The sequence below is a fragment of the Desulfoluna sp. CYM3A genome, assembly GCF_056829965.1.
In genome coordinates, this window is sequence record NZ_CP186556.1 from 2,626,501 (window position 1) to 2,648,748 (window position 22,248).

The following is a 22,248-nucleotide window of genomic DNA, read 5'->3' on the forward strand; positions in this document are numbered from 1 at the left end:
CTAAAAAACAGCCTCCGGCGGCAAGGTGTACCACCTTGAAAGCAGGTTGCGGATGTGTTTTGCCCCTCGTTCCTCGGGTCAAATCACATCCGCCTTTAAAGTAAAAATTCACTCAAAAAGATTCTTTAAAACCTGTTTGTTAAACCCGCCTTTATAAAATCAGGCAAACGTTTAGCCCCCGGCAGGGCCGCCGGAGGCATAAGCTGAATAGTTACACACAAAAAAAACGCCCCCTTTCTTTCGAAAGGAAGCGTTATGGACGTCTTCGTAATCAGGTCACCCGCCATGGCGGGCAAACGCGATTAGGAGCAGCAGGAGCCGGTGGAGCTGCAGCTGCCGCAAGCGGACTCAAGCTTGAGGCTTGAGGTCACTTTAAAGCCCACTTCAAGGAAATCGACCTTGATGGGCTGGGCCTGGGCCAGGAACTCTTTGTCTACGATGTAGACATAACCATCCACTTCAAATTTTTCATCGGTGTCTTTAGACTCATCCAGAGCCATGGCAAGGGAGGGGCCCCCTCAGCCGCCGGAGTTGAGAAAAATACGAATGGGCATCACTTCCCTGCCCTTGAAATATTCTGCAATCTGTTGCGTTGCAGCCGCAGTCACCTCTAACATGGGACCTCCATAGAAGCTGTAAATATATAAGAAAAATGAAACTTTCGTTTCGTCTATCGGGCTTGGCACAATGTAAACATTCGATTTACCCTTGTCAATAAAGAAAAGCTATGGAAAACCCATCCCCCATGTGGTTTCATCAATACCGTTACACCGCTGTGCCGCATCGGCAACGGCAGCCTCAAAGGCCCGGCCCGGCGTCATCAGGTTGTCATCCCGAGGCCATAGATATCAACAGGATAAAACGGGCGGAGACAAGACAGGCCTCCGGCATTGTCATATTCCCTCACCAACCACACAACCCAAGGAGCATTCATCCCAATGGAACAGACGCTATCCATCATCAAACCCGACGGTGTCAGAAAAAACATCATAGGAGACGTGATCCGGCGCTTTGAATCCTGGGCTTGACCGTTAGTCGATGCACATGCTGCAGATGACGGAGCAGGAGGCCCAGGGATTCTGCCACGTCGAGCAGGAACGCCCCTTCTTCGACAGCCTCACCGACTTCATGTGCTCCGGCCCCGTGGTGGTGATGGTTCTTGAGGGGCCAGATGCCATCGCCCTGAACCGAAAGATCATGGGGGCTACCAATTATGAAGAGGCCGAAGAGGGAACCATCCGAAAAGATTTTGCATCATCCATCGAAAGCAACGTGGTCCACGGCTCCGACGCGCCGGAGACGGCAAAAACGGAAATCGCCTACTTCTTCTCATCCCTTGACATCATGGCTTGATTAAAGCATATTTTCCCCCGCCGACAAAAAAACCTTCGAGAGCACCGACGATTCCGGTGCTCTCGTTTTTTTAGGGCATAGCCCTTATTTTCCGACCCAGTCAGGAGATGTCAGACACGACCATGAGCAACGCCCCCATCCCAACCCGGCTTGAAGTAGTCCCGATCGTCCTGGTGCGGCCCCGCTACCCGGAAAACATCGGATCTGCTGCCCGAGCCATGATGAACATGGGCTTTTCCGAGCTGATCCTTGTTAATCCCCTGGAGCCGGACCAGGAGCGCATGCGGAAGACCGCCACCCACCACGCGGCGGGCATCATCGACACCCTCACCGTCCACGATAACCTGGATGATGCCCTCAAGCCCTTTACCTTCGTGGCCGCCACCACCACGCGGAAGGGAAAAAAACGCCAGGGCCTCATCACCCCCCAGAGCCTGGTGGAACGTGTGGGCGGCCTCTCTCCGGACGACAAGGTGGCCATCCTCTTCGGCTCCGAAGACAAGGGCCTGACCAACGATGAACTCCGCCTGGCTGATGCCCTCGTCTCCATCCCCACCATGGACTTTTCCTCCATCAACCTGGCCCAGTCCGTCATGATCCTCTGCTACGAGCTCTCCAGAAGACAGCCCACAGGAGAAAAAAGCGCTCTGCGCCTGGCCAACAAACAGGAGGTCGGCAAGGTGCATGAGGCCATTGAAGAGCTCCTCATGGCCATTGAGCTCCACAACCCGGAAAACCCGGATCACTGGCCCGCCCGATTCCGCAACCTCTTGTCCAGGGCCGGGCTCCGGGCGGGCGACACCGCCCTGGTTCTGGATTTCATCGGGAAAACCCTGAAAAAATTGAGAGGCTAAAAGGGCTTAAGGGCTAAGGGCTAAGGGCTAAGGGCTAAGGGCTAAGGGCTAAGGGCTAAGGGCTAAGGGCTAAGGGCTAAGGGCTAAGGGCTAAGGGCTAAGGGCTAAGGGCTGGATTGCATGGCCTTGCCCGGAAAGCAAGCTGCTTGCGCACACTATTGATCAAAAAAAAGGGCCATGATTCTTTGCGGAATCATGGCCCTTTGTCGTTATGCGTCGCCTTTTACAAGAGAAAAGCTGTTACTTACGGGCGAAGCCCGTCAGCAAATGTGCAGGGGCTTTAGCCCCGGAGCATTTGCGAACCAGGAGGCATCGCTTTTAATCGTCGGACTTGAGCACGGCAACAAGCGGACGCACCTGTCAACGATCTTCATGCGCTTCTTGCCCTTTTTCTGCTTTTCCAGAAGCTTTCGTTTTCGGCTGATGTCCCCGCCGTAGCACTTGGCGGTGACGTCTTTGCGGTAGGCGGAGATGGTCTCCCGGGAGACGATCTTGGCGCCGATGGCCCCCTGTATGGCCACCTTGAACATCTGGCGGGGGATCTCCTCCTTCAGCTTTTCACAGGCCACCCGGCCCTGCGGGATGTCCTTGTGGACCAACTGGGAAAGGGCGTCCACCCTCTCACCGTTGATGAGGAAATCAAGCTTCACCAGGTCGGTCTCCTTGTACCCGATGATCTCGTAGTCAAAGGACCCGTAACCCTGGGTAATGCTCTTGAGCTTGTCGTAAAAGTCGTAGACCACCTCGGCCAGGGGCAGCTCGAAGATCATATCCATGCGGCCGTTGGTGAGGTACTGATAGTTGACACTGATGCCGCGACGATCCAGGCACAGCTTCATCACCGCCCCCATGTACCGTTCCGGCACAATGATGGACGCTTTGATGAAGGGCTCACTGGTGCGGCTGATGGTGGTGGGGTCCGGGTAGAGGGCAGGGTTGTCGATGATCTCCACCTCACCGGTGTTGAACTCCACTTCGTACTGAACCGAAGGGGCCGTCAGGATAAGGGAGAGGCCGTACTCGCGCTCCAGGCGCTCCTGAACCACCTCCAGGTGCAACAGGCCCAGAAACCCGCAACGGAACCCGAAGCCGAGGGCCGCGGACGAATCTTTCTCGTAAATCAGGGACGCGTCGTTGAGCTGGAGTTTCTCCATGGCCACGGTGAGCTCTTCGTAGTCGTCGGAGGCCACGGGGTAGATGGAGGAGAACACCACGGGTGTGGGGTCCTTGAAGCCTGCCACCGGTTCCGGGCAGCCACCCTTGACGTGGGTGATGGTGTCACCGCAGCGGGTGTCGCTCACGGTCTTGATCCCGGCGATAAGGTACCCCACCTCCCCTGCGGAGAGCTCTTTTCTGGGCACCCGCACGATCTGGAACACGCCCACTTCTTCCACCTTATAGGAGGCATCGTTGCTCATGAACTTGATGTTGTCACCGGCCTTGATTTTGCCGTCGATGACGCGAAAATGCACAATGGTGCCCCGGTAGGGATCGTAATGCGAGTCGAAGATCAGGGCCTTCAAGGGGGCGTCCGGATCCCCTTCCGGCGCCGGGAGCATCTCCACGGCCCCTTCAAGCACGTCGGCAATGCCGATACCGTTCTTGGCCGAGGTTAGAATGGCTGTCTCGGAGTCCAGGCCGAGGTCCTCTTCGATCTGCCCTTTGACCCACTCGATCTCCGCACTGGGCAGGTCGATCTTGTTGATGATGGGAATGATCTCCAGGTCATGTTCCAGTGCGAGGTAGAGGTTGGCCAGGGTCTGGGCCTCCACGCCCTGGCTGGCGTCCACAATGAGCAGGGCACCTTCGCAGGAAGCCAGGGCGCGAGAAACCTCATAGGTGAAATCCACGTGCCCGGGGGTGTCGATGAGGTTCAGCACGTACTCCTTCCCGTCCTTGGCGGTGTAGGGAAGGGAAACGGTCTGGCTCTTGATGGTAATTCCCCTCTCCCGTTCGATGTCCATGGTATCCAGGATCTGATCTTTGAAGTCGCGATCGGAAATGATGCCGGTCTCCTGAATCAGGCGATCCGACAACGTGGATTTTCCATGGTCAATGTGGGCGATGATGCTGAAGTTACGAATATGTTTCATGCCGTTTCGACTGATGCTCCTGAGCGATTCTTCACAGACAGGCTCGCCCGGCTATCTCCCCATGGGGAAAAGCCACCAAGCCCGCCGCGTGAATACTGTGAAATTTCAGATATATAAAAGAAAAGCGACGGTGTATACGGTTGACATAAGCAAACCGAACCGCTATAGTTTTCAAATAAAAACATCATTATCTATCAAATCGGCTTTTGCCCTGTCAAGCCATGGGTCACCCCCCCGCAAGGTCGCGTCACCCAAAGGCCTGCAAACCGGACCTTTCCATGGTTCCTCCCCCGGATCATTTTCAACGCACCGGGGGATATGCATAATCTATTACATCACACGTCGTCCATGGTGTCCCGGCCAGTCAGGCCCGGACGGCCCCTGTGAACCGAACCCGGATATTTCACGCGTCGAGTGCACCCATAATTCAAGGCATCAGAGCTGCAGATGATGCCAACCACTCACCCCGACAACAAGGGTTGCCATGAGTTCTATAGCCATCGTCGATGAGGACAAAAGCGTTCGGGACTCCGTTGCCGATTACCTTACCCTTGCAGGCTTTGATGTCATCGCCTTTGCCTCGGCAAGCGAAGCCCTGACCCACCTTGAAATATCTCCCCTGGACATCGTCATCACCGATATCCCTCTCAAGGGGACCAACGGGTTTGAACTCACCGATACCATCAAGAAAAATTTTGCCACCGACGTCATCATCCTCACCGGGTACAGCACTGGCTACTCCTATGAGGAGGCCATCAACAAGGGGGCCAGTGATTTTGTCTTCAAACCGGTCCGCTTTGAGGAGCTTCTCCTGCGCATCAAGCGGGTGCTCCACGAACGGCGCCTGACCTGTGAGCGCAACGAGATGCTCAACCGGCTCAAGCGCATGGCCGTCACAGACCCCCTTACGCGGCTCTTCAACCTGCGTTATTTCTACAACCAGCTCGAAAAAGAGATCGATCGCTTCAACCGGTACAACCGGCCCCTGTCCCTGATGCTCCTCGATATTGACAATTTCAAAATTTTCAACGATACCTATGGACACCTTGAGGGAGACCGCATTCTGGTCAACCTGGGCAAAGTGATCCGGGAATGCCTGCGAACCATGGACTCCGGCTACCGTTTCGGCGGGGAGGAGTTCACCATCATTTTACCGGAGACCACTGTCAACGAAGGGCTGGTGGTCGCAGAACGGATCCAGAAAGCCATGCGGGACAGCTCTTTTTCTCCGGTGTCGGCCCCTGAACCCGTCATTACGACGCTCAGCATCGGCCTCACCGAATACGCCTCGGGGGAACCCCTGAAAGAGTTTGTCCGCAGGACAGACCGGGCCATGTACCTTTCCAAGGCACGGGGAAAAGATCTCATCTCCCTTTTAAACAAAGACAACACCGAATAGACACGCTGGATCAGGATGATTACCGTCGACTTTCTCACGCACCCCACTTCCGAGGAAAAAAACCGAATTTTAGGCATCTACCATCGCCAGAACTGGTGGCCGGAGTCTGTCTCCGACCCCGCGCGAATCGACCGGGTAATCCAGGGAAGCCACTGCTACGTTGCAGCCTGGGACGACGGGCACATCATCGGCATCGGAAGGGCCCTGAGCGACGGCGTGGGGGACGCCTACCTCCACGACATCACCGTGGTGGAGAGCCACAGACTCCGGGGAATCGCGCGGCGCATCGTTCAAATGATCCTCACGCGCCTTGAGCAGGACGGCATCACATGGATCGGGCTCATCGGGGAAAACGGCTCCCCGCCCCTCTACCGAAAATTCGGCTTTGCCGCCCTTGAAGGGGCGGTTCCCATGTACCGGTTCGATACACCCTGCACCTGACCCGGACAGTTCATGGAAACAGTCCCTCGGACCTTTGGCCGCCGGACGCCGCTCCGTCTCAGCATGGACCGCGCCCTTTAACCCACCACCTCCCATCACACGGCAAGACTCAATCATGACAAAACGACACGACCAGTGCGGCATGGCGCCGCTTCTTCCCGAACACCACGCCGACCTCTTTCCCTACTTCAACGGTCAGTCCAATCCCCTGTGCGGGTACTCCCTTGGCGCCCTCATCATCTGGAAGACCCACGTCTATTACCCGGCCTTTGCCGTGGATAAAAGCGACGTCATCGTCGCCCGCCTCTTTCCCGCAAAGCCCGATCAGGACTATCTGATCCTGCCGGTCCCAAACGGCATCGACTGGGGTCCGGAACGGCTCGCAGCCCTTTGCCGTACCCATGGAATCCCCCGCATCAGCTTTGTCCATGAAGCGTACCTGGAAACCTGGGGCCGGGATGCCGTGGAACGGCTCTTCACCGTCAAAGAGCAGACCGACTACGAGGATTACGTCTATAAAAAAGAGGACCTCGCCGAACTCAAGGGCAACAAATTCAGCAAGAAAAGAAACCTCATCAACCAGTTTTTACGGGAGTATGTGGAAAAAGGACGGGTGAAGGTGGAGGCCATCACCGAAGAAAACCGGGACGAGTGCAAGGCCTTCCTGGCCTACTGGTGGAGCCTTAAGCCCCCGGAAGCTCACACCGATGAGGATGGCCTGGGCGAAAAGGTGGCATGTACCCATGGACTGGATCTCATGGGCTCTCTCCAGGGGCTCCGGGGCATCCTCCTAAGGGTGGACGGGGAAGTCAAAGCCTTCGGCATGGCAACGGACCTCACCAGTGACATGGCCGACTTCAACTTTGAGAAGGCGGACCCGGGGATCAAAGGGCTGTATCAATTCTTCGACCGGCAATGCGCCCGCATGCTCTTCCCGGACACCCCCCTCATCAACAAGGAGTGCGATATGGATGACCCCGGCCTGCGCCATGCCAAGCGTTCCTACCACCCCCATCTTCGGTTTAAATCCTATACGTTGGAGCTCAACCCATAAAAATGGGCGACCGACGGGCAAGGCTCTGGTATACATAAGAAAAGGACCCCGGCATCCCGAACGGATGCCGGACAAACACATCGTCTCCGCCACTTTGGAGAGTTGGAACCATGCCCATCGTCCCCACAATCAAACGCTGGCTGAGAAGACTCTTCGCCCGTGAACACCGGGAGGACCTCCTCTCCGGGGTCAGTTCAACGCCGGAGTTTCCGGATCCCGTCTCCCTGGTGACCTGGATCCTCATGAGCTACCGGCACCATATTGATCTTGCGGCCTGCTTTTCCTTGGAGCATGTCCAGGGCCCCTTTGTTCGCCTTGTCCCGGGCGACACCACAACCCACCTCATGGTTCGTTACAGCCCGCCCTTCTCTCCGGCAGAACGCCTGAAGACCATCGGGATCCACCTCCCGGACGGGTTCGTCCTCACCCACTGGAAGCGACACGACCACTTTACCCTTTCAGGCCCCAGGATCTCCCCCCGCGATATGGCCACCTTTCTGGACCAGCTCTTCCAGAGGCTCTATCGGGCGGAAAAGGAGTACGTGATGGTCGCCTGGACCGATATCCGCCCCACCTCCCATCCCCCCCAACCCACCGAGCAGGACAAACGTCACGCAGAGCGGTGGTAAGGCTCCGCCCCCCCCCTGACACACCCCATGAATGCGTCCTAATCGATCCTGTCCGCCTGGATGGCTGCGTTCCAATCGTAAAGCAGGTTGTCCAGCTCGGTTAACACCTCGTTGAGGTCCGTGTAGGAGCCCTTGCACTCGGCAATAAGCTCGGTTTCGTGGTATGCCCGCGCAAGGGAGTTGTCATGTGCCGTGGTTCCCAGTTCGATACGTACCCCGTTTTCGATGGCATCGGCAATCTGGACAAACGTCGGTTCGGAAATCAGCATGGTGTCCTCCGTCGTCGGGTACGCTGGCAAATCCGCAGACAGCGTCCGGGGGAATCCGAGAGGATGACCCCATCCGTGCCCATGATGTCTATATATAGCAAACACCGCAAGCAACATGCCAGAAGGAAAAAAGCAAAAAAAAGCGCGGCCTCCCTGGGTCGGGAAGCCGCGCTCTGTAAAAGCCGTATGAAAAGCTGGTGCTACTGAACGGTAACGTTCACAGCTGCAGGACCTTTCTGACCCTGCTCAACATCGAAGGTCACTCGGTCGCCTTCGTTGAGGGTTTTGAAGCCGGTTGCATTGATACCTGAATGGTGAACGAAAACATCGGGTCCGTTTTCCTGCTCGATAAAGCCATAACCCTTCTGCTCATTGAACCATTTTACAATACCGTTTGCCATGTGACGATCTCCTCATCATTGTTCTAGTGTTTTCATGCATTCTCATTCCTAAGGTAGATGTCACGATGACACGTTTTTCTTTTTCCTGAGAGCGCAACAACTCCCCCCTTGCGCAGGCCACGTTGCCCACTTAAAACGGGAAGTCTTAAAAGATTTGATCCGTGCTACACACACACATCTTACTGAAACTCTCTCATACTCTTGCCTGCAAATCAATCTAAAAACATCCCGCAATCACCGGAAAGTCTGTGCGCCATAGAAATCATTCGACTTGCTGTACCTATTTCCTCCCCCATAGGGGTACCACCGGGTACCGCACCCCATGCAGGCAAGGCAAACAGGCGCCACCGGCCGGTCTTCGCATCCCCACCGCCTGTCCCTGCACAAAACGGGAAAAAAAGAGCACGTCCATACCACATTGTGGTATAATCTTGATAATCCGGTTGCACCCTTCATTCATCCCCATGCCCTCCCCACCCCACCACGATCCGCACCCCGTGCAACCCCACCAAAACCACACCCTTTCACAGACAAGGGCGGTGCCGTCGCATCTGCCCGAGGAAGGTAACATATGAACAACCCCAAAGTTCTCTGGCCCACAGACTTTTCACGGCGTGCAGAAAAAGCTCTCCCCTATATCGCCAACCTGATCCGTGAAAAAAAAGCCGATGTCCACATTCTTTATGTCATTCCGGACATCGCCCGGCATGAGCCCTGGTACGGTGAGTACGATGAACAGCACGTCAAGCGCCTCACCAAACGGGAGGAGGAGTCCGCAGCCAAGCGGCTCAACCAGCTCTGCTCCAAATACCTGGACGGATGCGCCCTGTTCACCCGGCACACCGCCGTGGGTGAACCCGCAGACGAGATCCTGAAGCTCATCGACAAAGAGGGCATGGACATGGTGGTCATGGCAGGCCACGAGCCCCATATCCCGGATATCGGTGAGCCCACCCTGGAAAAAGTAAAGCGCATGGCGTCCGTACCCGTGGAGGTCATCTCCACCTGAAACAGGGGGCGTACCGATTTAGGACCCATCATCAGCGGTGTGCCATGACGTGAAGGCCCACATTTTCCTCCCGGGCTTCGCCCGGGAGGGGTGCGCGGCAGGGTGTGCCATCACGAACAAAGCCAGGTGCCCCGGGTCCCCCCCAGAGGTATGGTTGTAAACAACGGCGCGATTGCCTTTTGCGCCGCCCATTCCCGTGCGCCCGCCGATCCCCCAAACCCGTTCAGAAAAGACAACACACCCCCCGCGCCCCCCAAGGGCCTTCCCCATGAATGACAATTTTCCATGCAACCTCACCACATCTGGTGTATAAGATTCCAAAAAGAAGATTGCCGACATAGGCCCTCAGGCAGGCAGTGGTGTTTCCACCCTCGTCGGCAAAGGCTTTTTTGTTTATACAAAACCGATTACAGGAGTTGCAGCAACAGATGTCTTCGAAAACGTTAGGAATTGTCGGCGGCATGGGCCCGCTGGCCACCGCCATGCTCTTTGAGAAAGTCGCCACCCTCACCCACGTATCCAAGGATCAGGACCACATCCGTGTCCTCATCGACAGCAACCCCGGGATCCCGGACCGAACCGCCCACATCGTGGCAGGCGGCGAAGACCCGCGCCCGGAATTAACCGCCACCGCGACCCACCTGGAAGCCATGGGCGCCGACTTCCTCATCATGCCCTGCAACACCGCCCACTACTTCTACGAGGACATCACCAAAGGGCTCTCCATTCCCTTTCTCCATATGGTCAACGAAACCGCCGCCTACATCGGCACCCACTACCCCGACACCCGACACGTGGGCGTCCTTGCCACCGAGGGCACCTGCAAGGCCGGGGTCTACACCAAAGCCCTTTCCGCCAACGGCCTCACTCCCCTGATGCCCGACCCCGCCATGCAACAGCACGTCACCGACCTTATCTACGGCATCAAGGCTGGGGAGACCGTTCCCATCGACGGATTCATGGAGGCTGTTGCCGCCCTCAAAGCCCAAGGCGCCACCTGCTTTGTCCTGGGCTGCACCGAACTCTCCGTGGCACAGAAACTCTACGGATTCTCCGGCCCTTTTGTGGACCCATTGACCGTCATCGCAGAGGCCGCCATCCGCTTTGCTGGAAAGCACACGATTTAAATCATCAAAAACTCAGTTCGCCCCGGGCAGGGGCTTCAGCCCCTGCACCCCAGGTTCGCAAATGCTCCGGGCTCGTTCCTCGCCCGACGCATTTGCTGACCAGCTTCACCCGTGCAAAATATTGAAGGCAAGGAACAACACCCTGTATCAGGACCAGGCTCCACTTGAGAATGATTCACAGGCTTCGAAGCATTTGGATGACGTTACCGTGCATTGTGAGTCATCAGGTTTAACGGAAAAACCTCCTACTATAAGACGAACGAATCATTTCTTTATCAAAAGGACGAAAAAAGCCCCGCCAATCGGCAGGGCTTTATCGCAATCAATACACTCAGGAAGGATATTTACGGAAGTGCAGAAATCTTGATGTTTCCAAGGACCGTCGTCAACCCACCGGCAGCATAACTGGTACCAAGGCAATGCCCGGCTTCCCCGACTATCTTACCGCCTGTAATGGCTTGATTTTGAATGTATATTTTCGTAGCCTTGGCCGTTTGAACGATATCAAGGGCGTCTTCATTCGAGGGGTCACTCCCTGAAGCGGTATTTTCTTTACCGATCTGAATCTGAACGTAACTGTTATCTGTCGCATTGTTTTGGCAAGGATACTGATTTCACCTTGAACTAAAATTTCCTGGGACAATCCCTCAACCATCAGAATGGCACCTGCGGTAGCGTCACCTGCATCACCGTTCTGCGATGCCGAAGAAGCATTTGACTTGGTAATTTTCATGGCAGCATCAACACCTGCAAAGCCAGAGTCTGAAGCTCCGCCAATCTCAATTTTCACCCCTTCCTGTGCCGTGATCTCATCCAAGGCCTCGGCATCCATAGTCTTCAGTTCTGCGAAGGCAGACAGGGGAAGCAGTACCAACACAGCCACCAAAAGAATCTTCTTCATTCAATCACCCTCCTCAAAATTTAGGTTAGTTGCCAAAAATCCGCCCATCAGCTGTGACGGATTCCCGTGTGGCCCGGCTCCTGCACATAAGAGCCCGACAGGGAATCTGCCGGACACAGGCCATAAACACCTTGATATTTCGACGTACTTTAAAATAAACAACGTTCACCTACGTAAAACAGTTATCCTCCACCCCACCCTGACTGTCAACACATTTTTTCAGTGTTTATAGATAGCTACCTGTCAAATGGGCTGATTCAAGTTTCCCTTGACCCGCATTTAGGCATCTGGTAACGTTTCTTTCATATTATAAACGTTGTTTATAGACACCAACAAACCCAGCACCACGTATCGTATGCACATCACGGGGGGAGATGCATGGCATATCGAGTTCTGCGGATCTTTTTTATATTTTTATGGGCCACCGTTGCCCTGACGGGCGCCTCCGTACCGTCTGCCATGGAGACCCTAACCAACCATGCCATGGAGAGTATCACAGGCCAGGCAACCGCTCAGCAATCCAACGAAGCACGTGAAACAGCCTACACCGTTGCCACGGAGGTTTACCCCGAAGACGATACCCTTCACCCCCTCCAGCCCAAACCCACCCTTACCCCGTCCACCCTGAACGGCGACAACACAAACACCGTTATTCTCGACTTTTTGGGTGTTGAGGCAAATGAGCGCCTCGGCATCGAAGCCGAAGATTTCAACGGGGATGTTGAGGTGGGAAACATCTTCTACCTTGAGGAAGACACCGGAACCTATGTCCACCTCCACGGCACCTTTTTCGGTCAGTTTATCGTCCCCTCCACGTTTGAGGACGGCTCACGCTACAAAACCATCCGTGTATCAAAAGCACATATGGAAGCCCCCCCCTCCAACGGAGACACCCTTCTCAGCTACCAGGGGAATACCTATACGGAAAGCGATATCACCACAGAAACCTCATTCCGTGCCTATCCGGGATAACGGCCCAGACGGTTGCCCGAACCGGCGAACGGCCCCTGCATCTCATGATCCCCCACGGAGAAGGCGATACGACCCAATGGCGCGTGTTTACAACCATCCCCGCAGATACGAGCTTTATACAGGTTGACATCAACCGCCTTATTACACGAAACAGTGGTGCTTACACCGTTAAGCTGTCCAATAATTCGGCCGGTCTCAACGCAGGGGATATCGGAGGAGCACCCGGGGATTACTCGGGGACCTTGGGGACCCTTTATTTCTCAGGGGAAACGCTGGTTGAAGGTGGAACCGTTGTCATCACCACGACCCAGTAACCCTGAAACTCCTGGGCAAACCATACCGGCGGAGGCCCACAAACAGGATAGCACTTTGATATTGACCACGGGGAGACGCAACTACAGAACCTCTCCCAGCCACGGACATCACTGAGCCTGCCCGTTTGTGATATCGAAATCCTTTTGACGACTGTGCCGCGGACTATTCATCTACCCACAACCGGGCTCAGAACACTGTAAATAATGCTTTACAGTTTTTTTTCCGCTTGATAGAAACATTGTTTATCTATTTAATCATGAGTCTTAAAAACTGAATACTCATATCGCAAAACAGTCCGATGGGGTGGAATGCAGCCATTCAGAACAACAGACTCCGTTACGATAATGGAATCAGGCCAGGCTCGCCCCCCACTGCAAATTTAAATTCCCAAGGATGGACGCATGCATATTCTTGCTGCTTTTCTTATCGGTGTCGGTTTTTTCACCATCTACCATCCCCTGGCCAAGACCCCGGAAAACCAGGTGACGGTTCTCGATCTGGAGAGACCCCAGTTCGGTATCAGCCACCCCGTGGAGTCCATTACGGAGATCGAAAAACGACGGATTGTCAAACAGAATTACGATTACAGTTGTGGATCCGCAGCCCTTGCGACCCTGCTGAAATTTCACTTCGGCGAGCAGTTTACCGAGCAACAGGTCATCTGGGGCCTGTTGAAATACGGAGATGTCAAACGCATCAAGGAACGCCGGGCTTTTTCCCTTCTGGACATGAAAAAATTCGTCACGGTGCTGGGCTATGAGGCAAACGGCTACACGGCATCCATCGAGGATTTGGCTTCCGCCGAATACTGGCCCTGTATCGTGCCCATCAAATTCTTCGGGTACCGCCACTTCGTGGTGGTCAAGGGAATCCACAGGGGCCACGTCTTTGTTGCGGATCCCTGGCGCGGTCACAGCAGCTACACCGTCCCCCAGTTCAAAAACATCTGGTTCAAGAACGTCATGTTCATCGTATCGGACAAAGACTCCCGGCCACTGGGCAACCTGGCCCTGATCCGGGATGACCTGCGGTTCATCGATGAAGAGATCACCCGCTTTGCACTGTTCGAACAGGACAAGGTGGAACGACAGCTCGATATCCAGCGGGAGCTCAACCAGTCCAGTGGAGACACGCTCTACTTCAAAAATTAATCGATTCCAATGTGATATTAACCCAGAACGGCAGGCAGGTTTGTTTCCCCCAACGACCCCAGCGTGTTCACCCCTGATGAAGGAGGCGGTTTTGATGAGAAGAGCCGGCATACTGCTTACATGGATCGTGGCCATGGGTATCCTTATTCTCCCGGCGTTGACCTGGGCGGAGGAGGCAGCAGGTACGGATCAGGCAGCCCTCGAATCCATTGCCACCGAGCTTGAACAGCTGAAAAAAGAGATGGCTGCCATGAAGCAGGCGGCTCAGGTCCGCGAACAACTCGAAGCCACCACAGAGGAGAAGGCCGAAGAGACCGAACGGATCCTCACGGCCATCGGCCTGGAGTATATCCTTCGCCGGGAGGGCTCCCTGGGGGTCACTTACGGGGCCAGCTACGCCTTCAACTCCACGGATATCCTCGAATGTCGCAGACCAACAACAATCACCCCTACCACCAGCAACCACACCCTTTACAGCAGCGTGAGCGTGCAGTACGGCCTGAAAAACAACCTCACCGTCAACGGAGCCATTCCTTTTGTCTACAAATGGGACCAGCAATCCACCGCATCGGAACGCAACGCCACCGACATCGGAGACATCAGCTTCGGGCTCCAGTGGCAGCCCCTGCCCACATCCACAGGCCGCGCTTCATACATTCTCAACACCTCCCTCATCGTGCCCTCCGGCACCAGCCCCTACGAAATCGATGTGGACAACGCTCTGTCCACCGGCTCGGGATATTACTCCGTTCTTGCGGAGCTCTCCATCAGCAAACCCATCGACCCCATCATGGCCTTCGGCAGCCTCTCCTACCGCTACGCCCATGACGTGACAGACCTCAACCAGACCCGCAACGGCCCCAACGGGGCTACGGCCCTTAAAGAGGTCTCTCCTGGCGATACCTTCGGCGGCTCCCTGGGTATCGCCTATGCCCTCTCCTACCAGGTGACCCTGCACCTGAGTTGCCAGTACTCTCACACCACAAGCTACGAATTTGAGTGGCATGGCGGAGAACAAAACAAGTCAGGCACATCCACGGCAGCCTCCCTGAACATCGGTACCGGCTGGAAACTCTCCCCGGAAAGCTCCATGAACATCACCGTGGGCGTCGGCCTCACCGATGCCACCTCCGATTTCACGCTGTCGTTCTCCATGCCCTTCAACTACGACCTGTAAACGCCAGAGACGCGCCGGCAGACAATGTCCCGGTTCCTTCTTCAGGGTCCCATGAAGAAGCTATCAGCTTAAAACGAACCCGGCCCCAGAGCCTTTAAGGAAACCATGATGAGAAGAGCTGTGAACACCTTGCGCATGCGATGGCACATATCGGCTGTTTCAACTCTTGCGGTGCTCTGCCTGCTGATCTGTGTCCCACCACATGCCAGGGCCATGTTTGTGGAACAGATGGCCGTCTCCACCCGTGCCATTGCCCTGGGAAACGCCTGCACGGCGGATCCCCCCGGTATCATGAGTGTTCACTACAACCCAGCGGGCCTCACTAAGCTGCCCGACCAGGCCTTCAGCCAGGGCCTGACCCTCCCCTTTATCTGTATCGATATCAGCCTGACCGCGGACCCCGACATGCAGCCGTTCATGGACGGGTCCAGCCCCAACCCCGTAGGACACCCCAACGGGGCTTCGGAGGAATCCAAGGTCGACCCCCTTGCCGGCACCACGGGAAGCAGCGGCCCCTCCATGTATGTTCCCCTGTACAACGACACAATCCCCTTTCTGGCGGGACCGTCCCTGGGGATCTCCTCACGGAAAAAAGACTCCAAGTGGACCTTTGCCTATGCAAACTACTCCCCTTACGCCGTGGGGCTCACCTTTGACGACGACGACAACCCCATCCGCTACCAGGCCAAGGCCCTGGGCCAACAGCACCTTATTTATGCCGCCCCGGCCCTGAGCTACAAGGTCAACGACAAATTCTCCGTCGGGTTTACCGTGGGCTTGGGCCAGACCGCAACCTACGCCGAGCTCGACATGCGCATGCCAAACGAGATGACAGCCCTCACCAGGGTCCTGGGGGATGCCACCAAAGACCTCAACATCCCCATCATCAGCCAGATGACCCTGCCCCCACCCTGGTTCGGCGGGGGTGTGGCCCCGTACGACAAGGTGGCCGAGCTCGACATGAGCCTGCGGGACGATTTTTCGCCAAACTACAACGTGGGCATTCTTTATGAACCACTAAGCTGGCTCTCCCTGGGCATCACCTACCAAAGCGAAATCAAGGTGGAACAGGTGGGCAACTGGAATGTTCAGTACTCCCAGCAGTTCAAGGCCATGATCGACTGGCTCGGTGAGGGCAACATCCTGCCCGTTACCGCGGCCATGCTCAACCTTCCCACGGACGGAAAGAACCAGAGCGGCTATGTCACCAGCAACATGACCATCCCGCAACGCATCCAGGCAGGGGTGGCCTTGAAGCCTTCACGGTATTTCCAGTTCCTCTTCGACGTCAACTGGGTGGACTGGTCCGTCATGAACAAGGATACCTTCACCTTTGACCGGCAGGCCGATTTCCTGAGGTTTGCAACCCTCATGGGCTACACAGGCGGCCCGGACGCCCTGATCATCCGAAGGGATTTCGAAGACACCATCAGCTGGGCCGCCGGAATCGAGCTCTTTCCCACGGACTGGTTCACATGGCGGTTCGGCTACGAATGGCGCCCCACCTCGGTGCAGGAGGACCTCTACGATGCCATGTACGCGGTTCCGGACATCCACAACTTCGGCACGGGCTTTGGTATCAAAACCAAGAATGACGTGGTCATTGATGTCTCCTTTGCCTACCTGTTGGGAGATACCGTGGAAATCCCCAACAACGGCAGCATCAACATGAACTCCACGGACTTCAACCGCCCCGTATACAACCCCTACGCGGGCCTCGATTTTAAGCAGGAGATGGAAGCCTACATCGTCTCCGTCAATGTCAGCATGCCTATCACCGTCATGAAGGAACACATGCATCATCAGGCGGAAATGGTCAAAAGTGCGTACCATTTCCTCAACCCCTTTGACGACGAATAGCGCTCCGGCACCCCTATACGCCCTTGCCGGGCATAAGCGGTAGCATGCCGCCCTGCAAAAACCCTCCACCACGAAACGCCCCGGCACCCACCCACCACAGCAACCTCCCGTGACCATACGCAATCCGGTTCATCCGTTCACAATACTGAAGCCCCCATCCCCTTTGTTGTCTCCCTATTTGTCGATTCTGTCTTGCTTTCGTCAGGATCCTGACACCTGAAACATGCGCCCCCCTTGCACCGCCCGCCTCTGCCCGATCACACCTCGCGGGTGCCTTTCCCTGGCACGCTTCTTGATACTTCATACCCACAGACCAACCAGCCGCACATCCGTGCGGCCCCCACGCCAAACCGGGGGAAACCCCGGGGCGGAAAGCCACGGATCCGAGCCATATGGGAAGCCCATTTGCCAAGCGGAAAGGCTCCCGAACGGGTTAAGCAGCGTACGCGACGTCGCTTAACCGAACAACGGACAGCCGGGCTGCCTCCGAACACGCCAAACCAGGGGCGACTCTGGGACGGAAAGCCACGGGCCCGGGACGACAGGTCACACCCTGCCGCATCCCGGGAAGCCGGGTTACCAGCCGCACAGGCGGCAAAGGAGAACACCATGAAAAAGATCACCCTTATCCCTGCCCTGCTTTGCGTGCTTGTTGTTTTGGCCCTCGGATCAACCGCCCACGCCCGAGTCGTTGCCATGAGCGACTCGGAACTGGCCGAAATCACCGGTCAGGCGGGCTTTGCAACCATAGGCAACTATGCGGGCTTTCAACAGGACCTGTTCTCCAACAGCCTTCACCTCGGAGCGAGCGCAGCCACAGCCGGCCTCTTTCAAGCAGCCATTGAAGAGCACACCGGCAACCTCAGCGCCATCCGGGTTGCCGATGATGGTTCATCCTACTCCTTTGACATTCAAAACCCGGGGTTCACCGCCCAGAATTACAAGACCAGCCTTCTTCTCGCGAACCCCACGGGAACCGGCAACAGCCTGGGCACGGTCTCCATGGAGTACATCCGGGTCACCACCCGCGGAACGGTCCGCGTCACCGTCCGCTGACCGCAGGGGCTGAAGCCCAGACCAACGAGAGCGCCCCCCTGCCTGCCTTACGCCGCCGTTACCTCCCACGTAAGGAAGCAAGGGGGCCTCAAACCACCGAGAGAACACACCCGCTATCTAAAGCCCGCCTCACAAAGCCCCCTTTGCCCCACCAAACAACCCTTTCCAGGCCCATTCTTTCAAAACTCACCATGTTGACACTGACCGGAAACTGCACTACATTGTCGTAAACATTGTTAGCAATGAAAGACATCAAACCTTTCAGGAGGTCACATGATAAACCGACAAACACTCACCCTGTTGCTGGCGATTCTCCTTCTCCCGGTCCTCTCCCTGGCCGATCAATTCTCCCCCATGGGCACGCGGTGGCCGGCAGGAGTAAAAAAAACACTTGTCGGCAATGACTCCATCCTCTTTGGTGCCAACGGGGATACCCTGGCGGCGTATCCAAAGACAAACTTTGAAGCCACCACAGACCCCGTCTCCATTCGCCTCAACGCGCCTGAGGGCATCGTCACCATTGATTACCTGGAGGTAGGAGAAAAAAAATACATCATCGCCGCCTGCGGCACCGGTGGATTGCAGGTCGTGGCCTTTGACGGCGCTTTCTCCCTGCATGAAAATTCCGTGGTCACCGAATCGGACTTCCCCCGAAAAAACACCACCGGACCGGTAGCCCTCAATATCAAGGGGGCCGTGGGTTTCCAGGCTTACAATGCCCACCTCATCGCCACCATGGACGCCAACTTCGGCTACCGTGTCTTTCAGTTTAAAGGCAGCCTGGCCCTGGAAGAGGTGGCTCGTCAGGAACTCTCCCTTGCGGAATACACCATGCTGGTGGACATGGCACGGTGGAACAAAAGCACCGGCCACGACTGCATCCTCACCGTGACCCAAGGCAGAGAAATGGGTCTTATCGACATGGAGAAAGGCCTCCACGAGCAGTGGAGATCAAAGGGTTGGGGAAACTGGTCTTTGACATCCCGAATCTTCCTTCCAACACGCTACTTTACATGAGCACCCTCACCCTTCGGGTTTCAGGCGACACGGCCCATGTCATCGAAAACTCCATGGGAAATTACCTCTCATTCCACATACAAGATGCCCCCCCTTACCTGTTTCAGACCTACCCGCCCTCCGGCTCGGACGGAGTGACCCTAGGCTACCCCATGGACCTGTCCATAGAAGGGGCCTATGGATGCATCACCACCCTTGCGGCCGAAAACAGCAACCCGCCCGGTGTCCAGGTGATGAGGCTCTCCGACAAAGCCGTGGTGGGTACCCTTGCCCAGGAAGGAGCAGGGGCCCTGCATCAGAGTTCCCCCAACACGCTGTTTCTCATGGACATCCGAAGCGGCCTGTCCCAAATCGACCTCTCCGACCCGACAAACCCCAGCCAGGGCGACCATGTGGACACCCCCTTTGCCGTGGACAGGATCTTGATCAGAAATGACACCCTGCTTTTCGTGGATGGTCTGGACAGCGCCTCAGCCGGATTCCGCGTCATGGATATCAACAATGCCACCCAGCCCACCTGTCTTTTTTTCGGCCCCACGGACGGCCAGGCCTGCGACCTTGCCGTGGATAACGACTTCTACCGCCTCTTCATCGCCGACAAAAGCGTGGGGGTCTGCTGCTACTCCATGAACAGCACTTATATCTCTTCACCGGACGACCTGACCAACCCCGAAGCGCCGTCGTCCAAAGCGCCCCTTGAGCTTGAACCCCTTGCCATGGAACATCTCGACGGAGAGAGCCCCCTGGCCGTTGCCGTCTCCACCAAAAACATCAATCAGGAAAACATCGACTTCCTCCACGTCCTCACCGACACGGGCAACCTCTTCTCCTTTCCTCTGCCCCTTCTTCCAAGTGTCCCCACGGTCCACAAAATCGCCATAGAAGATAAAATTCTTTTTACGGGGCTTCCCGGCACCCCGACAGCCATGGAGCCCTTTGGAACGGATTACCTCCTTGTGGCATGCGGCCCCCAGGGGTTCCAGATTGTGGACCTCTTCTCGGACCCGGATGATCCGGAAAAGCTGTCCCATGGCATCGAGGCATCTTACACCCAGGGCCTCGCCAACACCGTCAGCGTGTCGTCGGACGGCAGCCGATATGTCTGTGTTGCCGATGATGCCGCAGGGATTGTCTCCCTGGACCTGTTCTCCAATCAAAACACCCCGGCCCTGATCACCCCGGCAAAAGAGGGTGGCTACTCCATGGGTACAGGCCACGTCATCGACCTCTTCTATACGGACAACAACAACCTGTATGCCGTCACAGACCAGGCCACGGACAACCTCCTCATCCTGGACCTGTCCGACCCCGCAGCCCCGGGGCTGCTGTCCCGGGAGACCTCACCGGGCACCCCCAGGGCCGTCGTCGCCGCCACCACCGGGGGACTCAGTTCTGACAGCCCGGCCCTTCGCGCAGCCTACATCGCCGACGGCCAGGGCGGCCTCACCGTTCGCCAGACCACCGAAAACGACAACTCCCAGGAGCAGGTCTGGCACGACGACTCCTCCGGCTGCTTCATCCGTACCCTGAACTGACGAAGTATTCCGGCCCTTCCGCAATAATGAAAGCATGTTTTGACTCTGGCTATGATGTGCGCACCCTTGCGATCGCATCACCGACACCATGCACGACAGGTGACCATGAACCGATCTCTTATGACAGTGCCCCTGCTTCTCCTTTGCGCATGGATCAGCCCCACGTCGCCCATGGCAGAACCCGGGCCCATCACCCTGCGGGCGTGTATCGAAAAAGCGCTGCCCTATGCCGAGGACATCAGGCTGGCCGAAGAGTCCCTCTATGCGGCGGAGCAGGACCGCCTTCGTGCCCGGTCCGTGCTGATCCCCACTGTGGAGCTCACCGGCCGACTGGACGGAAGCGACACTGAGATCCAAGGGGCCTACGCCCCGCCCAACCAGATCGATGAGACTCGGTACGGTACCTTTGCCGGGCTGGGGTTCCAGTACAGCTTTTACCTCAACGGGCGGGAACTCATTGTCTACAAAACCTCGGGCGAACTCGTAGAAAAAGCCACCATGGACCTCACCGCCGCACGCCACGACTACATCCTCCAGGTGGCTGTCACCTTTGTGGGCGTTATCCGCAGCGAAAAAGGCGTTGCCATCGCCGATGCAAACCTGACCCGGCTCATCTCCAACAGGGACGCGGTCGTGCGTCGCATCCAGGCCGGGCTCCTCACCCGCACCGAGCAATTTCGTTCCGACGCCGAAGTCGCCGGCGGGCGGGCAGAACTCAAGGAGGCCCTGAACCAGCGCATCGTAAACAGACGGGCTCTCCAGCGACTGGTTCCCCTGCCGGACGATTTTCAACTTGAGCCGCCGGAGAAGATCCCGGCCCCGTCGGACCTCAGCCTTGAGGAGTGCGTGACCCTGGCCACCCAAAACCGCCCCGAGCTCAAATCCCTGGTCATCGCGTCCAGCGTGGCCGACAAGGAAGTGGCCGTGGCCAAAAGCACGTACTGGCCCAAACTCACCCTCGAAGGGTCGGCCGGACGAACGGATAGCCGTGTGGACGGCAGCTACGACGACCTGGAGGTGGATTTCGACCTGGACACCACCCGGTACACGGCAAGCCTTACCCTCTCCCTTCCTCTGGTGGACGGCGGACTGCGCAGGGCCGACGTCCGAAAAAGCCTCTCGGACAAGCGATCCGTAGACTACAGGCTGGCCCGGAAAACCAAAGAGATCCGCCTGGCCGTGGAGCGGGCCTGGTACGATCACAACACCGAGTCACTCAGGGTCCGGGCCCTGGAAGAGAGCCTCACCTTCGCCCGGCAGTTCCTGGATTCCGTCACCCGGCGGTTTGACGAAGGCCTGGCCGAGAGCCTGGACCTCATCGACGCCAACACACGGTTCGTGGAGGCAGAAAATCAGCTGGCCGACGCCCGGTTTGCCCTGCAGCTGGCCGCCATCCGCCTCCGGTACACCTCGGGGGTGCCCATGCTCCCCGTCCCGGCATCCCAAAGCGCCCCCAATGGCTGATCGTAAGGGCAAAGAGGCCTCCGGCGGTCTTTCCGGGAACCAAACGATTGAAAATTTTGACAAACAGGTCTTAAGATCCGCCAAAGGCCTGCTTTTTAACCTGGCTTTGATCATCTAAAGGCACTGCGGAAAGTAACCCTTTCGCTTTTTTATTTTCCATGCAGACACAGC

At 56.6% G+C, this 22,248-nt stretch carries 22 protein-coding genes and 2 riboswitches; of the genes, 17 read left to right on the forward strand and 5 right to left on the reverse strand.

Translation table 11 applies throughout. The annotated features are described in order from the left end of the window. Positions 1-302: 302 nt before the first annotated feature. On the reverse strand, positions 303-500 hold the full coding sequence (locus tag ACOYW1_RS13360; protein WP_180141533.1) for a hypothetical protein: 198 nt from the start codon (positions 498-500) through the stop codon (positions 303-305). Between the two features lie 438 nt (positions 501-938). On the opposite strand from ACOYW1_RS13360, the gene ACOYW1_RS13365 reads away from it, so the two are divergent. From ACOYW1_RS13365 to ACOYW1_RS13375, 3 genes are all read left to right on the forward strand, one after another. Further along, complete coding sequence (locus ACOYW1_RS13365; RefSeq protein ID WP_482423182.1) at positions 939-1,028, forward strand: nucleoside-diphosphate kinase; 90 nt, start codon at positions 939-941, stop codon at positions 1,026-1,028. Between the two features lie 16 nt (positions 1,029-1,044). Further along, a complete protein-coding gene (locus ACOYW1_RS13370; RefSeq protein WP_482423183.1) occupies positions 1,045-1,353 on the forward strand; it encodes a nucleoside-diphosphate kinase in 309 nt (102 codons plus the stop codon). A gap of 122 nt (positions 1,354-1,475) precedes the next feature. After that, positions 1,476-2,207: an RNA methyltransferase gene (locus ACOYW1_RS13375; RefSeq protein ID WP_482423184.1), complete on the forward strand. Its 732-nt coding sequence runs from the start codon at positions 1,476-1,478 to the stop codon at positions 2,205-2,207. Between the two features lie 260 nt (positions 2,208-2,467). Here ACOYW1_RS13375 and lepA read toward each other — a convergent pair whose 3' ends face one another. Continuing rightward, positions 2,468-4,300 (reverse strand): translation elongation factor 4, encoded by a 1,833-nt coding sequence (gene lepA / locus ACOYW1_RS13380; protein WP_482423185.1) that lies wholly within the window; start codon positions 4,298-4,300, stop codon positions 2,468-2,470. 484 nt (positions 4,301-4,784) lie between these two features. Here lepA and ACOYW1_RS13385 point away from each other — a divergent pair, with 484 nt between their 5' ends. From ACOYW1_RS13385 to ACOYW1_RS13400, 4 genes are all read left to right on the forward strand, one after another. Continuing rightward, positions 4,785-5,699, forward strand: coding sequence for a GGDEF domain-containing protein (locus tag ACOYW1_RS13385; protein WP_482416074.1), 915 nt, complete (start codon positions 4,785-4,787; stop codon positions 5,697-5,699). 15 nt (positions 5,700-5,714) lie between these two features. Beyond that, positions 5,715-6,140 (forward strand): GNAT family N-acetyltransferase, encoded by a 426-nt coding sequence (locus tag ACOYW1_RS13390; RefSeq protein ID WP_482423186.1) that lies wholly within the window; start codon positions 5,715-5,717, stop codon positions 6,138-6,140. 115 nt (positions 6,141-6,255) lie between these two features. Next, positions 6,256-7,194 (forward strand): DUF2156 domain-containing protein, encoded by a 939-nt coding sequence (locus ACOYW1_RS13395; protein WP_482423187.1) that lies wholly within the window; start codon positions 6,256-6,258, stop codon positions 7,192-7,194. A gap of 110 nt (positions 7,195-7,304) precedes the next feature. Next, the gene (locus ACOYW1_RS13400) at positions 7,305-7,823 is read left to right on the forward strand and encodes a hypothetical protein (RefSeq protein ID WP_482423188.1); all 519 of its coding nucleotides are present in this window, start codon (positions 7,305-7,307) and stop codon (positions 7,821-7,823) included. A gap of 38 nt (positions 7,824-7,861) precedes the next feature. Here the strand turns inward: ACOYW1_RS13400 and ACOYW1_RS13405 are convergent, their stop codons facing one another. Continuing rightward, positions 7,862-8,092: a hypothetical protein gene (locus ACOYW1_RS13405; RefSeq protein ID WP_482416070.1), complete on the reverse strand. Its 231-nt coding sequence runs from the start codon at positions 8,090-8,092 to the stop codon at positions 7,862-7,864. A gap of 200 nt (positions 8,093-8,292) precedes the next feature. Then, the gene (locus tag ACOYW1_RS13410) at positions 8,293-8,493 is read right to left on the reverse strand and encodes a cold-shock protein (protein ID WP_180141557.1); all 201 of its coding nucleotides are present in this window, start codon (positions 8,491-8,493) and stop codon (positions 8,293-8,295) included. A gap of 571 nt (positions 8,494-9,064) precedes the next feature. On the opposite strand from ACOYW1_RS13410, the gene ACOYW1_RS13415 reads away from it, so the two are divergent. Next, a complete protein-coding gene (locus ACOYW1_RS13415) occupies positions 9,065-9,502 on the forward strand; it encodes a universal stress protein (RefSeq protein ID WP_180141559.1) in 438 nt (145 codons plus the stop codon). Positions 9,503-9,930: 428 nt separating this feature from the next. After that, the gene (gene cuyB, locus ACOYW1_RS13420; RefSeq protein WP_482423189.1) at positions 9,931-10,629 is read left to right on the forward strand and encodes a cysteate racemase; all 699 of its coding nucleotides are present in this window, start codon (positions 9,931-9,933) and stop codon (positions 10,627-10,629) included. Positions 10,630-11,065: 436 nt separating this feature from the next. Here cuyB and ACOYW1_RS13425 read toward each other — a convergent pair whose 3' ends face one another. Then, positions 11,066-11,530 carry a DUF6160 family protein gene (locus tag ACOYW1_RS13425; protein WP_482423190.1) on the reverse strand — a complete coding sequence of 155 codons (465 nt, stop codon included), beginning with the start codon at positions 11,528-11,530 and terminating at the stop codon, positions 11,066-11,068. Positions 11,531-11,908: 378 nt separating this feature from the next. On the opposite strand from ACOYW1_RS13425, the gene ACOYW1_RS13430 reads away from it, so the two are divergent. From ACOYW1_RS13430 to ACOYW1_RS13465, 8 genes are all read left to right on the forward strand, one after another. Next, entirely contained in the window at positions 11,909-12,502 is a 594-nt protein-coding gene (locus ACOYW1_RS13430) for a hypothetical protein (RefSeq protein WP_482423191.1), read from the forward strand. A 716-nt stretch (positions 12,503-13,218) separates the two neighbouring features. Next, positions 13,219-13,968: a C39 family peptidase gene (locus ACOYW1_RS13435; protein ID WP_482416066.1), complete on the forward strand. Its 750-nt coding sequence runs from the start codon at positions 13,219-13,221 to the stop codon at positions 13,966-13,968. Between the two features lie 94 nt (positions 13,969-14,062). Continuing rightward, complete coding sequence (locus ACOYW1_RS13440) at positions 14,063-15,145, forward strand: transporter (protein ID WP_482423192.1); 1,083 nt, start codon at positions 14,063-14,065, stop codon at positions 15,143-15,145. Positions 15,146-15,250: 105 nt separating this feature from the next. Continuing rightward, complete coding sequence (locus tag ACOYW1_RS13445) at positions 15,251-17,005, forward strand: OmpP1/FadL family transporter (RefSeq protein WP_482423193.1); 1,755 nt, start codon at positions 15,251-15,253, stop codon at positions 17,003-17,005. 334 nt (positions 17,006-17,339) lie between these two features. Then, a riboswitch (cyclic di-GMP riboswitch) is annotated at positions 17,340-17,418 on the forward strand. Between the two features lie 71 nt (positions 17,419-17,489). Continuing rightward, positions 17,490-17,589: riboswitch (cyclic di-GMP riboswitch) on the forward strand. A 25-nt stretch (positions 17,590-17,614) separates the two neighbouring features. After that, complete coding sequence (locus ACOYW1_RS13450) at positions 17,615-18,061, forward strand: hypothetical protein (protein WP_482423194.1); 447 nt, start codon at positions 17,615-17,617, stop codon at positions 18,059-18,061. Positions 18,062-18,334: 273 nt separating this feature from the next. Then, positions 18,335-19,078: a hypothetical protein gene (locus ACOYW1_RS13455; protein WP_482423195.1), complete on the forward strand. Its 744-nt coding sequence runs from the start codon at positions 18,335-18,337 to the stop codon at positions 19,076-19,078. Next, on the forward strand, positions 19,021-20,613 hold the full coding sequence (locus ACOYW1_RS13460; protein WP_482423196.1) for an LVIVD repeat-containing protein: 1,593 nt from the start codon (positions 19,021-19,023) through the stop codon (positions 20,611-20,613). Before ACOYW1_RS13455 ends, ACOYW1_RS13460 begins: the two co-directional genes overlap by 58 nt. Positions 20,614-20,718: 105 nt before the next feature. Further along, the gene (locus ACOYW1_RS13465; RefSeq protein ID WP_482423197.1) at positions 20,719-22,077 is read left to right on the forward strand and encodes a TolC family protein; all 1,359 of its coding nucleotides are present in this window, start codon (positions 20,719-20,721) and stop codon (positions 22,075-22,077) included. The last annotated feature ends 171 nt before the right edge of the window (positions 22,078-22,248 follow it).

Coding starts and splice junctions, on each gene's coding strand:
- ACOYW1_RS13360 (WP_180141533.1), bottom strand. CDS start 500: ATGGCTCTGGATGAGTCTAAAGACACCGATGAAAAATTTGAAGTGGAT.
- ACOYW1_RS13365 (WP_482423182.1), top strand. CDS start 939: ATGGAACAGACGCTATCCATCATCAAACCCGACGGTGTCAGAAAAAAC.
- ACOYW1_RS13370 (WP_482423183.1), top strand. CDS start 1,045: ATGCTGCAGATGACGGAGCAGGAGGCCCAGGGATTCTGCCACGTCGAG.
- ACOYW1_RS13375 (WP_482423184.1), top strand. CDS start 1,476: ATGAGCAACGCCCCCATCCCAACCCGGCTTGAAGTAGTCCCGATCGTC.
- lepA (WP_482423185.1), bottom strand. CDS start 4,300: ATGAAACATATTCGTAACTTCAGCATCATCGCCCACATTGACCATGGA.
- ACOYW1_RS13385 (WP_482416074.1), top strand. CDS start 4,785: ATGAGTTCTATAGCCATCGTCGATGAGGACAAAAGCGTTCGGGACTCC.
- ACOYW1_RS13390 (WP_482423186.1), top strand. CDS start 5,715: ATGATTACCGTCGACTTTCTCACGCACCCCACTTCCGAGGAAAAAAAC.
- ACOYW1_RS13395 (WP_482423187.1), top strand. CDS start 6,256: ATGACAAAACGACACGACCAGTGCGGCATGGCGCCGCTTCTTCCCGAA.
- ACOYW1_RS13400 (WP_482423188.1), top strand. CDS start 7,305: ATGCCCATCGTCCCCACAATCAAACGCTGGCTGAGAAGACTCTTCGCC.
- ACOYW1_RS13405 (WP_482416070.1), bottom strand. CDS start 8,092: ATGCTGATTTCCGAACCGACGTTTGTCCAGATTGCCGATGCCATCGAA.
- ACOYW1_RS13410 (WP_180141557.1), bottom strand. CDS start 8,493: ATGGCAAACGGTATTGTAAAATGGTTCAATGAGCAGAAGGGTTATGGC.
- ACOYW1_RS13415 (WP_180141559.1), top strand. CDS start 9,065: ATGAACAACCCCAAAGTTCTCTGGCCCACAGACTTTTCACGGCGTGCA.
- cuyB (WP_482423189.1), top strand. CDS start 9,931: ATGTCTTCGAAAACGTTAGGAATTGTCGGCGGCATGGGCCCGCTGGCC.
- ACOYW1_RS13425 (WP_482423190.1), bottom strand. CDS start 11,530: ATGAAGAAGATTCTTTTGGTGGCTGTGTTGGTACTGCTTCCCCTGTCT.
- ACOYW1_RS13430 (WP_482423191.1), top strand. CDS start 11,909: ATGGCATATCGAGTTCTGCGGATCTTTTTTATATTTTTATGGGCCACC.
- ACOYW1_RS13435 (WP_482416066.1), top strand. CDS start 13,219: ATGCATATTCTTGCTGCTTTTCTTATCGGTGTCGGTTTTTTCACCATC.
- ACOYW1_RS13440 (WP_482423192.1), top strand. CDS start 14,063: ATGAGAAGAGCCGGCATACTGCTTACATGGATCGTGGCCATGGGTATC.
- ACOYW1_RS13445 (WP_482423193.1), top strand. CDS start 15,251: ATGATGAGAAGAGCTGTGAACACCTTGCGCATGCGATGGCACATATCG.
- ACOYW1_RS13450 (WP_482423194.1), top strand. CDS start 17,615: ATGAAAAAGATCACCCTTATCCCTGCCCTGCTTTGCGTGCTTGTTGTT.
- ACOYW1_RS13455 (WP_482423195.1), top strand. CDS start 18,335: ATGATAAACCGACAAACACTCACCCTGTTGCTGGCGATTCTCCTTCTC.
- ACOYW1_RS13465 (WP_482423197.1), top strand. CDS start 20,719: ATGAACCGATCTCTTATGACAGTGCCCCTGCTTCTCCTTTGCGCATGG.